The following is a 14,976-nucleotide window of genomic DNA, read 5'->3' on the forward strand; positions in this document are numbered from 1 at the left end:
TTTTCTGAGGATCAAATTCTTGAAGTAAATATTTCAATCCACGCACCCGCACGGGGTGCGACAGCCATCACATTCTCAATCGACAAATCCTCCAAAGATTTCAATCCACGCACCCGCACGGGGTGCGACGCTGTATCTCCTTGATGGTATTGACGCAATCGGGATATTTCAATCCACGCACCCGCACGGGGTGCGACGTCCGCCAGGTCGAACGGAGCGGCGCCTAGTTTGGCATTTCAATCCACGCACCCGCACGGGGTGCGACGAGAACATGGACAACAACCAAGTGACTGAGCTGCTATTTCAATCCACGCACCCGCACGGGGTGCGACTCACTACGGATGCAACAGGCTTTACCTTCACTTTATTTCAATCCACGCACCCGCACGGGGTGCGACTTATACAAAGCACTCAAGGAGGATGACGAAATGAAATTTCAATCCACGCACCCGCACGGGGTGCGACCTGGACCAACACGTCAGCAACGCAATTTAAGTACAAATTTCAATCCACGCACCCGCACGGGGTGCGACCGAAATACCTTGACATATTGTGTGTGTTATGTATAATTTCAATCCACGCACCCGCACGGGGTGCGACAATGTACCTTGATGTTACGGCGGCGCTGCTAGAACATTTCAATCCACGCACCCGCACGGGGTGCGACATTATACGGCCTTTAGGAGCCGCAGAGAGGTCTTATTTCAATCCACGCACCCGCACGGGGTGCGACTTAAATTGGTTGGGGAAGCTGCTCGGGCCGATATATTTCAATCCACGCACCCGCACGGGGTGCGACTCCATCCCGGATCATCCCATCCCGGAGGAGCAGCCGATTTCAATCCACGCACCCGCACGGGGTGCGACCCGCCTCCAGAAGCAGACCCCGTCGACACTCCAATTTCAATCCACGCACCCGCACGGGGTGCGACAATAGTTCGTATTCATCATGAAACGGGATAATTATTTCAATCCACGCACCCGCACGGGGTGCGACATTGAATTCTTCGCTGATGGCGACAAAGTAATTCTGATTTCAATCCACGCACCCGCACGGGGTGCGACACCTGCTTCAGCAGATCACAAAGGGGCAAAGCCAGATTTCAATCCACGCACCCGCACGGGGTGCGACTCTAAGTTCGCCAGGACGCCTCGATCTAATCGCATTTCAATCCACGCACCCGCACGGGGTGCGACAGCGCCTGCTGTAACCCCTTGCCACGCAAGGAATTGCAAACGCTTTAGTGCGAACCCCTTGAAAACGGCTGTTTAAAAGGGGCTTCCTACTATAAAATATCGCGAAAACCCTTGCCCCGTAAGGAGTGCGAATCTCCCGGGGATTTCATGTGAGCTTGGGGTTCGCACTTTTACAGACGATCAGCCTTCCATTTACTGAACCTTTGAACCTTTGCGGCGGAAGGATCTTGGAGCCTTTGGAGTTTGCACATGTGTCTGGGATTCCCCATTTCGTATCTTCCTTGCTTCTTCCTTGTACAATCTGCTTTGATCCGGAATTGGAACTCTATTGAACATATTCGCATACGCCTGATGCGGGAATAGGATCGGATTGTTGATGAGCATCAGCAGTTGGTTCAACTGAAAAGTTAACGCAAGCAGGGAAATTTCTTGGCTGTTGCCTTCTTTTTCCTGGACTTTCAATTGACTTAGGGTCATCTTCTCAAGTTTGGTATGAATCTCCGCATGGTCGATTTTGATGGACTCATCCTGATGATTTAATTCCTTGATCCAGTACGCAATAGTATCGGAATCGCAGTTATTCTTGCCGCTCTTTGATGGCATCACCACCGACAATCGGCCATTTGCGGGAGAAATGATGAGATCAAATGCATCCTTGGAATCATCTTGAAGATTATAGTTAGCCATATGGCATAAAATACGAACCGGGCGAGTAGAGGTTTGCGTTAAGGGACTCTTTTTGCATATATCCGGTATCCAATTTCCATCTTCATCTTTATACTTCAAATCCCCGTACACTATGCTTGCAGCCATCCGGCTAATACCGGTTAGCGATGTCCGCAGCTTGGCAACACTTCTGGCCCAATCCTGTACCCCATTCAGACTCGTACTCTTGCACTGCACTACTACCGACACGGCTTCAATCGGAATATACTTCATCACCCCATTCTGAAAAATATAAGGCGTATACTGCTCATCAAATATCGCGAGATCGACTTCATTGGATATGTTGCCGTACGAGTCAATGATGAACACTGAACGAGCGATGGAGAATTTATGCGGAACCATCCGGTCAAACATGGATTTCCACACTTCTTCCCGGAAGCCGCCGGTAGTAAGATGATGCTGCGAACTCATATTCAATTGATCCACAATCGACTTTTCCCAGAGAATGTAATTCTCCTTAATCTTGACAATAGCCCGTTCAGCTTGCTTCTTCGTCATCTGGTCTTTAGCGTCCATGCTTATCCTCCTTAAACCACCCGTATCCGCTATTCGTCTTGCCGCCTAATCCTTCCGACTGGAGCATGGCCCGGACGATTCGTTCAGCGACCCCCAGCCAGTCTCCGGCGTCTTGCACATCCGGGTCGCCAACGAGCTTGAATGTATAGGCGCCGCTGGCGGTCAAATAATGAACCGGTATCGGCGAATCGTCGTCACGCGGCGCCAGGCTCTCGGCGGCCTGAATATCTCCTGCTCCTTCCTTGGAAGCTTGAAGCCCCTGATAGCTCCGATGATGCGGCGTCAGGACGTCCAGGCACAGCGCATTCGCAATGCTGCCAGGCTCCGGCCAGGCATCCTCATACTGAATGATCGCTGCCTGCTCTGCCGAACCGAACAGCATGGTATAGTAAGCGCCATTCTCCAGAAAATCCTTATGCTGTGCGCCAAGCACCCGGTGGCAGTAATGCGCGGCGGCGCCTTTAATCATCGTCCCGGGAAAGTAAGGGAAGCCATAAATCGGATGCAGCGTCAGATGGGTCTCCAGTACGGATGGCTGCCCTTGTCCCGTAACGACAGACGATGCACATTCCAGAGTAAAGACACCCGGTTGTTCCCCGTTGTCCCGCACTGACTGACCCGCACAGCCGGACAGGGGGGGCGGCTGGATGCGAAAACGTTGTTCATACCGATGCCAATACCATATCACCCATTCCTTGTCTTTCCAGCAGTTCTCATAGAACTTGATAACTTTCTCATAGAATGCTTGGCGCGCTCCCTCGCCTGATTGGAAGACGGCTTCCAGTTCCCTCCGTCGTCTATTATCAGCCGCCTTTGTCATATAGAGATATGCACTCATAAGCTCTCTCCGCCTGCTTCTGCGGTCGGTTCCGCCTTCAGAATGGCCTCTGCATAACGCTTGAACCACACGGAGGCCGCAAGCGCTTGCCGGGATAATAGCCGATATTGATCTTCTGTGCATGCAGATGAAGAGATAGCCTTGCCCAGTTCCGCTTCTTCCGGAACCAGCGCCTGCCTCATATATCGCAGATAGCGCTGATATGCCCTAGCTCTTGCCGATGCATTCACTTCGCCCGCTTTTTCAATTGCGTTATTTCCGCTTCGTCCCGTCAGTGCTCCAGCCCCGGCTTGTGCTTTTGCTTCGTAAAATGCAACCGTCAGCCTCAATCCGTTCAGCCGTACCATAGCCGGAAAATGATGACATGCGGTCCCGAAGACGTTGGCCTCCGCCGATTGCGGATCAAGTCCATCGGTCATACTGGCATAGGCGGCCTGAGCGTAACGTTGTTCTCTCGAAATCACGAAGTTCCCTCCTCTGTGGACAAGAGATAGCGGATACGCCCTTTCCCCACACTGACATTGGCGCCGAGTTGCAGAGATACATTTTTCCGCAGCTTCCCAAGAGCGTTCCGATTGCCAGGTTCCAGATTCGGATGATGGATGCTATCACACCAGACCAGACCGTAAAGCACAGTTTCCGAAGGGAGATACTCCTCGTACCACAACGCGCCTTGATCCACTACTTTAGTCTCCTGACGTATTCGTATACGGGGTGTTACTTCACAGCATAAGGTGACAAAGTATTGAAATGCCTCATCTGCAACGACAATCAGGCGTTTGCGCCAGATTGAACGTTCCGAATTCATCTCTTGACCCGGAAACAACTGATCCGCGCACCAATCCACCCATTTCCGCTGCTCATCGGAGAACCTACTTGCGATAAAAGAAAACTCATCGAGTATCACCTCCGATTCCTCCGTCCCGTCGCTCTCCTGCTCGTTGCTCTCCTTAAGCAGCTTGCTGAAGGGATAGACAAAAGCGGCATGAGGATCGGCATCCAGTCTGGCATCAAGCGCATCCATATCGAGAGGGGGAAAGTCAGCGCCAACCGCTTCGCTGTCCCGGATCACTCGCCGCAATACACTGGGGCAGGTAACATAGGCAAAGACGCCATAATGACTGGCTACGGGGAAGGCAAGCAGCCTGCTGTCTGTGAGCACCAGCGCCCCTGCAATACCTTCGTCGGGCCCTGCATCGTCATGCCGCTCTCCTTCAGCTCGCCCGAACAGGGCCTCCACCCACTCCGGAGTAATTTCAGGGTCTTCTCCGTTGGCTGCAAGCCGACTATAGTACCTGCGCTGTACACCTTTAACGCTGCTTCCAGGCACATACGGCCATTCGGTCGTGCGTTCACGTACAATCGGCAGATCAATATCTCCAACGCCCTGACCCGCTCCGACATGAACAGGCGACAGGCAATGGATAAAGTACATTTTACTGTTGGCACTCATTTGACATCCTCCCTCTTTGATTCGACTCCCCACATAGCCATTCCAAATCCGTCCTCCTTGTCCAGCGGCCCCTCGCGCCGTGTTGTATCCGAAACCGAATCCAGCCAGTGTTCGGCCAGTATCCCGGCATCTCCTGCAATGATCTTGAAGAAGTAGACGCTTCCCGCAGGAACCATTCTTCGTACAGGCTTCTCCCTTCCCTCTTGCTGAGTGCGGCTATAGTTCCAGCCGGATATCGGCTGCCAGCGGTCCGTACAAGCCCATACAAGCTCAAGCTTCAACTCCTCAACAGAATCCGGCAAGTTCCACAGTTCATGGAACTCCTTCGTAGTTCTAAACTGTGCGTCAACCCAGCGCGGCCGCCATCCCTTGTCGAAATAAGCGGGCGTTGCCAGCGTCATACGCAGCATATCACCGGGCCGAGCCTCCCGCAGTGAATGGGCAACATCTTCCGGGCAAGTCCAGGGAAACGGGCGCTCGCCCGGCCAGTCCATCTCTTGAAAATAAGACAACCTGCGTTTGCCCCCCATACTATGTACGGCAGCAAGCCTGCCAGACCCCTCGGACTCATTCTCCATCATTACGCCCGCAAGCAAGGCAACACCCGGATAAAATCGCAGGGCAGCGGTTGAGAACAGCTTCCCCTCTTCAACTCTTCCGGTTGTTGCATCAATCGCATTATGTACCCGTGCTTCCTGTTCATACGGACGAAGAAAGGGCGAATCGGGGGGCGCAGCCTCTTTGCCGGAATATGTAAGCCACTCATCCCATGTGTTCAGCACGCTGACCCACTCATCAGCGGATATGGTTCCCTTTAACCAGCGATGAAGCCAATCTTCACGCAGAAAGGCGGGACTGTTCGCATAAGGTTTGCCGGAATGGGGCACGTCTACAGGATGAAGCGAATCGGACAGCCTTCCCTCTACGGAAACACCAAAATATCCTTCACCGGGATTCAGCTTCTGCGGACGAAGCGCCTCCGCCTTCAACTTGCCTTGTTCCTCATAGAACAACAGGTCTTTAGGCATTGGATAGTATATATGATCTTTCCATTCCAGCAGTGGACCCGCGATTCTCGTTTGTTTCAGAAAATGCTTCGCCGCCTCGGACAAGGGCCGTGTCCTCCCCTCCCCTAACCATTCCTTGACAAGCAGCATACGGATCGTTCCCGCTACAACGCCGGGCGTTATGCTATCCATAATATAAGCCGTTGCGCCCGGCGTATCGCCAAAAGGCCGGCCATCCCGGGTCATCACCGGATCTACAGGTTCGACTCGCAGCAGCTTCATGGTCCAACCTCCGTTTTTTTCAATGTAATTGCCAGCATGACCTGCTCGGCCAGTGTGTGCAGACGTTCCAGCGCCGAACCGGTCCCCTTCCTAATGAGCGAGGCCATTCGTTGACTCAGCGTTTCCGGGTTCTCGTCCTCTATGAGAAATTGATCCAGCTTCTTCTTTCTCAGCAACCGCTCGATCTCCTTGACGATAAGCTCCCTCTTCTCTGCTTCTATAAACGCTAACGGGAACTTGACGCTCTCGTACCGGCGATGTAATTGCCGTAAATCATGGGCAAGCTGCACCGAAATTACATTCTTCTCATATAAACGTCTCAGTTCGTCCAGCCATTTCACCGGATTTTCCGCCCAGGACATGCTAACCTGCAACTGATCGCCTCCGCTGCGCTTCTGCACATGAACAACAAGCCGATTCCGGTAAACTTTGGCTCTACGTTCCGCCCTTTCGGCCATTCGGCGTACTTCTCCCAGCGGCTCCAGCATGTGGGCAACCACCAATCCGGCCGACAAAGTGGGGGAGTCTTCCGGTTGCGCTATATCATTGTCTGGATTGTCCTGAACAATAGCGCTGAAGTGACAACGCAGGTCATTGACCGCTTGTAGACAGTTGTCTAGCGGAAGCAGCGCCATGCAATCATCGCCGCCCCCGTAGATGAACTCTCCGCCATGACTTTGGATAATCTTCCGGGAATTCGCAGCGAACTGCGATAACCGCTTGCTCCACTGCTGGTGCAGCTTCAGATCGCCGAGTCTTTTCAGCCTGTCTCCGACACGATCACCGTCACATAACAGAAAGGCATAATAGGGCGAAGGACGAACAGCAAGTTCAGCGTGAAATTGACGAATGGAGGCACACAGCCGCTTGACCAAATCTTTCTTCCCGTCCTCTTCCGACTGGCTCATCTTTCTCCTCTGATCCCAATACTCTTCTACCAAATCCTCCATCTGCTGCTCATAGAACAGCCGGGAGTCGAATGTGTCTATGTCTCTAGCCGCTTTAATCTCTCGCGGAAGCTTTAAGTCGAAGCTGCACAATTCAATCATGTGCTGATAGAAGAGCGCAGCCCTTCTGTTCATTTCCTCATCGCCTTTGATTCGTATGCGGTAAGGTCTAAACGCCAGATCACAGACGGATTTGAAATGATATGGCTGATCGGCGGGATTCACCTCCTGCTCAATCCATGTCCCTAAGCGCTTGACCAGAGAAATGGCATCCAGTGTTTCCTTCCTCTTAATTCCAAAACAGGAATAGTCTGTATAGTGCCGTTCAAGGAGAACCGATTCTCTTCCCGGATTTAGCGAGGATTTCAGTTCACCGTAAATACGGGAAGGATCATTTGGCCGAAAATCACGCAATGTCTTCCGCCCAGCCAGCAGTTGATTGACACGTTCCAATGCCTCTTTGTAGCCTCTGCGATTGGGCAGCTCGGACCAGGCGGCATGAAATTCAATAAAGTCCTTGACCTGCCGCTTCCACATCGCCGGATTAATCACATTCGCTTGCTCTAACAAGCGCTGCGCGCTCTGCGTATACCTTTTCCAATGCTCTTGCACCGCTTCCCATACTCTCTTTACCAGAGAACCGGGATCGGAGCTGCGGGTCAGACCGATGATTTTGTTGGCGACAGGCAGCTTATTCTCCTTATTCGCATCAAGCTCAGATTCCGCATGGGCAGGAAGAGCAGGGAAGACAAGCTCCCCCTCTTTCTGAAAATGTTCCGCCGCCACCCGGCTAAGCTCCGACAGCAGATGTGAGCCAAACCATAAATCCCGGGTTTTGCGCGCCTGTGCAATAAAGTCTTGTACAGGCCCGAGCGAGATCACAATCAGATGTTCTTGGAATTCCATACCTTTGATATTTTCTCTGCCGGTTTCAGTTGCTCCTGGTGTCTTGTCCATCTCTCCACCTCCTCACTTTGCAGCAATCCCGTTATGGCATCCTGACCGGAGTTTTTGAGCGGATAATGGGAATTGCTGATATTTCGGGGATATAAATGTGTATGCCTAAGAGATTGCCGCTTAATTTTCTCCTTAAAATCATGGATTCTTTTAGGGGAAATGCCTTTATCGCGCTCCTCCCCAGGCACATACCGCAATCTCAGATGAGTTAGCGGCGGCTGAATCAACCGAATGATGGCTCCGAACGCTTGACTCTCACTTACAGCCAGGGGCTTCAGAATTAACGGTGAGGCAAGGCGTTCCTTCCCTGCGGGAGTAAGCTCCGTCTTGAGCGGGTCTTTGTGATCCTTGAACCAGAACGTAATTGGCATACCGAACTGAGCGCGCGGGAAGGCCATCGGGTCCTCTATATTAAGCGAATACGGATCACGATGACGGAGGTCAGACCATCCAGTGATTCTCCGCAGAGCATCCGGCTCGGGCCAATGGCTTCGGCGTGGCTTGATTTTCGGCTTGCCGTCATCTCCTACGATCTTTCGGGTGTTTCTACGCTGTCGAAACTCGGAATAAGCACTGATCGTTTCATCCCACACTTTAATCACGGAGTCTGCTGTGTTCTGAACCACAATGCTGTCTTCACATCCCGTCAACGCCGCCAGAATCGGCCACTCTCTATACTCCATGGTGGAAAGCGAGGGTAGCTTGTATTGTGCCATCATCTCGATGAGCCACTCACGAGCCGTATTATTCTCTTTGAATTCAGGTGAAAAATCCTTGCTGTACAGACTGCCGCATCCCCGCCGTGTCCGCGCCCCGATTCCACCAAAGTTAATCCAGGCCCACAGAGCTGCTTCCACTTCAAATTTGACATCCTCCGCTGGCAGCCGGACATACACCTTCTTGTCCTCCGGAACGTATTCTCTGGCATCCGAATACCGGATACTCAGCACAAAGGATAATCCGCGCCGAGCCTTGGCGTCTCTCTTTAATTCTTCCAGCTCCTGTGATCGGGACTTGTCCTTGTCCCTGTAAGGAAATAGAACATAGGAAGGAGCGGATTTCGGTTCGACCTTCTGCTTATCAGTGCTTCGAGCATCGCAAGCCACCGTCAGTCTCAATGGACTTGGTAATGAAGTATCGCCAAAGATCAGACGCTCTCTGGCTTTCAAGTCATACGGATGGGTATACTCTGCCCCTCGGGTCGCCCGCCACCAGAAACGCAAATGACCCTGAATAGACGGGACACGGATGGTATTCACCCGGTATTTGGAATGCAATCCGCCACTAATAAAGGCATCTGTCACAACTGTAATTGGATAAGGAACAATAAAATTGCCAGATTCCTGAATCCACTGCTCCACCCGGCTTAATTCGGGAGCTTTAATCCTCACAATGCCGTCCTCCTTGTTTCAACAAAATATCCAATAAATCCCGAATACTCATGTATATAATTCTTTTGAACCAGGTCAAATTCCTCTTTTCATGTAAAAAAACACAAAAAAATACTCCAGTAGGCACTAGAGTAAACAATTTATATTGGAAAATCTTATTTACTGACAGTAGGATTCGCACTGAATGCATTACCTTCTGCCCTCTTCCGGCATTTATCTCGCTTCCCGCAAAGGGAGCAGCATGACAACACCAATATTTCCGGTAGCCAAGTCCTATTTCTATTACGCTCCGGCAAGGAGAGCAGCAGAGCTTTCCGCAGCAAAATGAAGGGCTTATATAATTGTAATCCACACTCTCCCATGATGAGCGACGCCCCTTATCAGGATTTCGGCCTCCGAGCAGATAAGATTTCAATCCACGCTCTCGCATGGAGAGCGACCGGCTTTTTATGTATCTAGTTCAGGTGCTGGTGAAATTTCAATCCACGCTCGCATGGAGAGCGACCCCCGTCTTTAATGCGGATGCCGAACTCTTTGACGATTTCAATCCACGCTCTCGCATGGAGAGCGACGACGATACACCTTCAGGTATTGCATTTATGTGACTATTTCAATCCACGCTCTCGCATGGAGAGCGACGAAAAGATGCAGGACAAGCTGACGGAGCTGACGGTATTTCAATCCACGCTCTCGCATGGAGAGCGACCAGAATGGGCCGATCAGCACCGCGTTCTCTCGCCGATTTCAATCCACGCTCTCGCATGGAGAGCGACGATTATACATATGAGCATGAACATCTTTTTAGCCAAATTTCAATCCACGCTCTCGCATGGAGAGCGACCACGAAAATAAGCAGGTGCAATCTCATTAGATGTTATTTCAATCCACGCTCTCGCATGGAGAGCGACTTGTTATAATGGTCCTGCATTTTGGATGCTTGCTGATTTCAATCCACGCTCTCGCATGGAGAGCGACCAGCACATAGGTTTCAATTTGCCGTCCCAAAAAGCCATTTCAATCCACGCTCTCGCATGGAGAGCGACGGCAAATCATCTGGAGTATTCCGAACGGTATCCAGATTTCAATCCACGCTCTCGCATGGAGAGCGACCTATATACCCCGGCATGTACAACAACCCGACGCAAACGATTTCAATCCACGCTCTCGCATGGAGAGCGACGTGAACTGCTTACCGTTGGCTCCCTTGTCCACCAGGATTTCAATCCACGCTCTCGCATGGAGAGCGACCTGTGATTCCGGTCGCTGCGCCGGAATTCATCCAGGTTATTTCAATCCACGCTCTCGCATGGAGAGCGACCGTAGGTTCAATCGCTAGATCGCTCGGATTGCAACATTTCAATCCACGCTCTCGCATGGAGAGCGACAACCAGGTTGTTCGTGCGCTTCGTGACTACAGCGATATTTCAATCCACGCTCTCGCATGGAGAGCGACCGAATGACCGCGCCCAGGTTGCCGCCCCTTCTGCCGCCATTTCAATCCACGCTCTCGCATGGAGAGCGACCGATGCGGATACCATATGGAGTGGACATGCAGGGATTTCAATCCACGCTCTCGCATGGAGAGCGACTATCATAACCACGCTAGCACTAGCTCTGGACGTAATTTCAATCCACGCTCTCGCATGGAGAGCGACGGCCGGATTAGGAAGCTCCGCTGCCACCCGAATGATTTCAATCCACGCTCTCGCATGGAGAGCGACACCGTTTAACCTAAAACTTTCACATAACAGAACGATTTCAATCCACGCTCTCGCATGGAGAGCGACGTCAACTTGGGAAAAACTTCAAACTATGCGTAATAAATTTCAATCCACGCTCTCGCATGGAGAGCGACCGGATTTTTTGGCAGATAGCGCGGGTGGCTCCGGATTTCAATCCACGCTCTCGCATGGAGAGCGACGCATCTTGGGGTCATGGAATCCCAGGAAGGGAGGTATTTCAATCCACGCTCTCGCATGGAGAGCGACTCTAAGTTATCTTCAGCAGTTAGAAGCAAGACGGCATTTCAATCCACGCTCTCGCATGGAGAGCGACGCAGTTATCAATGGCATCACACGGACTCCGACCTATTTCAATCCACGCTCTCGCATGGAGAGCGACCGTACGTAAAGAGTCATCTTCCTTTCTTTGTACCAATTTCAATCCACGCTCTCGCATGGAGAGCGACCCCCGATAGCGATAAATACATACCAAGCGTTTTGATTTCAATCCACGCTCTCGCATGGAGAGCGACCGGCGCCGCAGGCATTGATACCATGGCAGCGTCCATATTTCAATCCACGCTCTCGCATGGAGAGCGACCTACCAGTCGGTTGCTTACCAGCTTCTGTACCATTCAATTTCAATCCACGCTCTCGCACGGGGAGCGACTTGAAGATAAATCACGAGAGATAGGCGAAATTTGTATTTCAATCCACGCTCCCGCACGGGGAGCGACGACACCGAATATATCGGCTGTTGATTCTCGCGTGAATTTCAATCCACGCTCCCGCACGGGGAGCGACTGATAATCAGTATGAGGCTACGGACGGTGATAATGATTTCAATCCACGCTCCCGCACGGGGAGCGACCAGCCGCGAAGGTATCGAACATTTGATTGGCGGTATTTCAATCCACGCTCCCGCACGGGGAGCGACGTCAAGAAGTTCTCCATATCCAAATATTTCGGGGAATTTCAATCCACGCTCCCGCACGGGGAGCGACGAACGGCTTCGACTTACACCTGAAGAGATTGCTATTTCAATCCACGCTCCCGCACGGGGAGCGACTGTGATCCTGTTTGGGGTCATGTGACTGATGAGATTTCAATCCACGCTCCCGCACGGGGAGCGACTGTAGGCCAAATTATACTCACGCTGAGCATCCAGTATTTCAATCCACGCTCCCGCACGGGGAGCGACTTTATGTTTTTGGCATCAAATGCCATAAGATCGCATTTCAATCCACGCTCCCGCACGGGGAGCGACTGATAGCGCAGAGCAGCCGGATACCGATATGAGACGATTTCAATCCACGCTCCCGCACGGGGAGCGACGCAAATGGCGGGTCCGTTGCTGTTTTAGTAGAATGCATTTCAATCCACGCTCCCGCACGGGGAGCGACCAGCGGCCCCCGGGCCTGCGTGGTCTTCGATACAGATTTCAATCCACGCTCCCGCACGGGGAGCGACCTAATAGCTTCATCCTGCGAGATGGTCTGTAAACTATTTCAATCCACGCTCCCGCACGGGGAGCGACATATATTTGGTGTTTTTCTTTCCACTTCATATAATATTTCAATCCACGCTCCCGCACGGGGAGCGACTGAAAGGCTATATCTCCTGGCGTAAGTGGTACAAATTTCAATCCACGCTCCCGCACGGGGAGCGACTCTTGGCTTGCTAGTATAGAGCAGAGCCAAAAGAAATTTCAATCCACGCTCCCGCACGGGGAGCGACAAGACGCCGACATGTCCGGTCCCCATCCGGGCCAGATTTCAATCCACGCTCCCGCACGGGGAGCGACAGTAATCCTGGCGGCGGGCGTAGCCCCAATGCCGGATTTCAATCCACGCTCCCGCACGGGGAGCGACAGCACCCGCTGCAATCCCTTACTCCGCAAGGAATTGCAAGCGCTTTAGTGCGAACCCCCTGAAAGTAGTCGTAAAAAAGGGGGATTTTACTATAAAATAACGCAAAAACCCTTGTCCCGCAAGGGGTGCGAATCTCCCGGGGTTTTTATGGGAGCTTGGGGTTCGCACTTTTTTCCAGACAATCTTGCATCCCCCTGCAACCTTTCCGCTTCACAGGGCATCTAAGAAGGTAAGAGGTGAATAAAGATGAACAGACAGACTTTCAGGCATAATGCCAAAAAAATGACTATAGCATGCGGGATATTGGCTGCGTCGGTGTGGTTTGGAGCGTCGGCTTTCGCTTTTACCGACCTGAAGGGGGACCCGGCCGAGGCCAAGATCAACGCACTGCGTGAAGCCGGGGTGATTAACGGGGTGTCCAGTCAGCTCTTTGCTCCCAAGTCCAAAATGTCATATAGCCAAGCCGTCCAGCTTATCGTCAGCGGACTTGCGCTTGAACCGCATCCGTCAGCGGGCGGACCGGCCAAGGCCAGCGATTATTTCGCCAAGGTGGAGGATAAGTCCTGGTACGCTTCGTCCTTCCTGATCGCCGCCCAGAATGGCCTGCCGCTGGATCAGTCGGTCAATCCGAATGCGGCGGTTTCCCGCGCCAGCTTCGTACAATTACTGGACGGGGCCTTGAAGGCAAAGGGTGATTTTCCGGTGACCAAGATGTATTTCAACATCACCGATGGCGGCAAACTGAGCGCAGAGGCCAACAACAGTCTCCAAACGCTCCTCAATATGCGGATTATTTCACTGGAAAATGAGGGAAAATTCCGGCCGAATGAAGCCGTGACCCGTTCAGAGGCAGCCGCCTGGGTGCATGATGCGAGAGCCTTCGTCCAGCGCATGCTGGGAACGATTGATGGTGGAGACGATTCCGCAAGTGCGGGCCAGCCCGCAGAGGTCAAAGTGGAAAAAGCGGCGGACGGCGTGAACAAAGTGGCGGTTACGGTCGGCAATCTGCCCAATCCGGGCTATGGCCTGAGGATTGCGAGAATCGACTTTGCGGCGGACCGGAAGGCCGTGATTTATTATGAAATCACCAAGCCAGGACCCGGAATGTATGCGCAGGTGATCTCCAAAGCGACCGCCATTGCCTATCTGCCGGAAGGCTATACGGCAAGCGCGCAGCCTCTGCCCGGTTCATATACACCGCCGAAGCCGGACCTGACCGCAACGCAGTTCTAAGAGCCTGAACCCATTCCGCGAAAAAAATGGCGGCACCGCCCTTCAAGGTCCGGGACTTCTTCCGCCGGAATGCCAAAAAACCTCCAGAACGCTTCTTCGGTTCAACCTTCTTTCAGGTTGGACCGGAGCGTCCCGGAGGTTTTGTTATTCGCTGCGCGGCGGGCGCATGGTCAGGCCGACCCGGCCTTTCTTCAAATCGACGCTGAGCACCCAGACGGTCACATTGTCGCCGACGGAGACAACGTCCATCGGGTGCTTGACGAAGCTTGAGCTGAGCTGGGAAATATGCACCAGCCCGTCATTCTTGATGCCGATATCGACGAAGGCGCCGAAATCGATGACGTTGCGCACCGTGCCCTGAAGCTCCATGCCCGGCGTCAAATCCTCGATCTTCAGCACATCGGTGCGGAAGATCGGCGGCGGCAGCTCCTCGCGGGGGTCGCGTCCGGGACGCTGGAGGCTCTCCAGAATGTCCCGCAGCGTCGGCACGCCGACGTCCAGCTGTGCCGCCAGCTCCTCGGGATGCTGCGCAGCGAGCACAGGCGCCAGTTCCTTGCTGCCAATCTGCGACAAATCAAGTCCAAGCTCCTTGAAGAGCCGGCCGACCACATCATACGACTCCGGGTGAATCGGCGTCCGGTCAAGCGTATTCTCGCCTTCCGGAATACGCAGGAAGCCGATGCACTGCTCGTACGATTTTGCGCCGAGACGCGGCACCTTCTGGAGCTGCTTGCGGTTCTTGAAGCTGCCGTTCTCTTCGCGGTATTTGACGATATTCTTGGCAATGGTCGAGTTGATGCCGGCCACGTAAGAGAGCAGCGACGGAGAGGCGGGGGT

General features: G+C 52.8%; 9 protein-coding genes and 2 CRISPR repeat arrays. Of the genes, 1 reads left to right on the forward strand and 8 read right to left on the reverse strand.

Annotated features, from left to right (window positions below):
- The first annotated feature begins 30 nt into the window (after window positions 1–30).
- Window positions 31–1,197: a CRISPR direct-repeat array (repeat unit 32 nt; unit sequence ATTTCAATCCACGCACCCGCACGGGGTGCGAC).
- Window positions 1,198–1,389: 192 nt separating this feature from the next.
- Genes L692_RS0110090 through cmr1 form a run of 7 tightly spaced genes read right to left on the reverse strand, consistent with a single transcriptional unit; the run spans window position 1,390 to window position 9,314 of the window.
- On the reverse strand, window positions 1,390–2,439 hold the full coding sequence (locus L692_RS0110090) for a DUF6602 domain-containing protein (protein WP_051503473.1): 1,050 nt from the start codon (window positions 2,437–2,439) through the stop codon (window positions 1,390–1,392).
- Window positions 2,429–3,277 (reverse strand): type III-B CRISPR module RAMP protein Cmr6, encoded by an 849-nt coding sequence (gene cmr6, locus L692_RS28320; protein ID WP_025699522.1) that lies wholly within the window; start codon window positions 3,275–3,277, stop codon window positions 2,429–2,431. Before cmr6 ends, L692_RS0110090 begins: the two co-directional genes overlap by 11 nt.
- A complete protein-coding gene (gene cmr5, locus L692_RS0110100; protein ID WP_025699524.1) occupies window positions 3,274–3,741 on the reverse strand; it encodes a type III-B CRISPR module-associated protein Cmr5 in 468 nt (155 codons plus the stop codon). The genes cmr6 and cmr5 overlap by 4 nt, the downstream gene beginning before the upstream one ends.
- Window positions 3,738–4,730: a type III-B CRISPR module RAMP protein Cmr4 gene (gene cmr4, locus L692_RS0110105; RefSeq protein WP_025699526.1), complete on the reverse strand. Its 993-nt coding sequence runs from the start codon at window positions 4,728–4,730 to the stop codon at window positions 3,738–3,740. The genes cmr5 and cmr4 overlap by 4 nt, the downstream gene beginning before the upstream one ends.
- Entirely contained in the window at window positions 4,727–6,019 is a 1,293-nt protein-coding gene (cmr3, locus tag L692_RS0110110; RefSeq protein WP_025699528.1) for a type III-B CRISPR module-associated protein Cmr3, read from the reverse strand. Before cmr3 ends, cmr4 begins: the two co-directional genes overlap by 4 nt.
- Window positions 6,016–7,923, reverse strand: a complete 1,908-nt coding sequence (cas10, locus tag L692_RS0110115; RefSeq protein ID WP_025699529.1) for a type III-B CRISPR-associated protein Cas10/Cmr2 — start codon at window positions 7,921–7,923, stop codon at window positions 6,016–6,018. Before cas10 ends, cmr3 begins: the two co-directional genes overlap by 4 nt.
- A complete protein-coding gene (gene cmr1, locus L692_RS0110120) occupies window positions 7,851–9,314 on the reverse strand; it encodes a type III-B CRISPR module RAMP protein Cmr1 (RefSeq protein WP_025699531.1) in 1,464 nt (487 codons plus the stop codon). Before cmr1 ends, cas10 begins: the two co-directional genes overlap by 73 nt.
- A 540-nt stretch (window positions 9,315–9,854) precedes the next feature.
- Window positions 9,855–12,906: direct repeats of the CRISPR family, unit length 32 nt; unit sequence ATTTCAATCCACGCTCTCGCATGGAGAGCGAC.
- Between the two features lie 246 nt (window positions 12,907–13,152).
- Here cmr1 and L692_RS0110135 point away from each other — a divergent pair.
- Window positions 13,153–14,139, forward strand: a complete 987-nt coding sequence (locus tag L692_RS0110135) for an S-layer homology domain-containing protein (protein WP_025699535.1) — start codon at window positions 13,153–13,155, stop codon at window positions 14,137–14,139.
- A 144-nt stretch (window positions 14,140–14,283) separates the two neighbouring features.
- Here L692_RS0110135 and L692_RS28325 read toward each other — a convergent pair.
- Window positions 14,284–14,976, reverse strand: a 693-nt coding sequence (locus L692_RS28325) for a helix-hairpin-helix domain-containing protein (RefSeq protein WP_156940379.1), incomplete at its 5' end; no start/stop codon positions are given.

It is taken from the genome of Paenibacillus forsythiae T98, from assembly GCF_000520735.1.
GTDB lineage: Bacteria > Bacillota > Bacilli > Paenibacillales > Paenibacillaceae > Paenibacillus_AQ > Paenibacillus_AQ forsythiae.